General features: G+C 70.8%; 2 pseudogenes. Both read left to right on the forward strand.

Features of this window, described 5'->3' with window-relative positions:
- Positions 1-3: 3 nt before the first annotated feature.
- Positions 4-126 (forward strand): annotated as a pseudogene (locus SB660_RS23125) (hypothetical protein); the annotation flags it as partial.
- A gap of 13 nt (positions 127-139) precedes the next feature.
- Positions 140-243 (forward strand): annotated as a pseudogene (gene fecE / locus SB660_RS23130) (Fe(3+) dicitrate ABC transporter ATP-binding protein FecE); the annotation flags it as partial.

Below are 243 nucleotides of genomic sequence, written 5' to 3' on the forward strand. Positions count from 1 at the left end.
GACATCGAGCACCCCGGCGGCTACGTGACGCGCTACGCCCACATGGTCGCCCCCGGATGGTACCCGCCGGGCACCGCGGTCGTGCGGGGCCAGCAGATCGGAGTGGTGGGCAAGACCGGGGCGACCACCGCCAATCACCATGAAGCCGTCTGCGGGCTCCATCCTGCTCGACGGCCGGGAGATAGCCGAGTTCCCGGCGAAGGAGGTCGCCCGTCGACTGGGGCTGCTGCCCCAGAGCTCGAT

The organism is Bacillus sp. SIMBA_005 (assembly GCF_046535585.1).
Lineage (GTDB): Bacteria > Bacillota > Bacilli > Bacillales > Bacillaceae > Bacillus > Bacillus pumilus.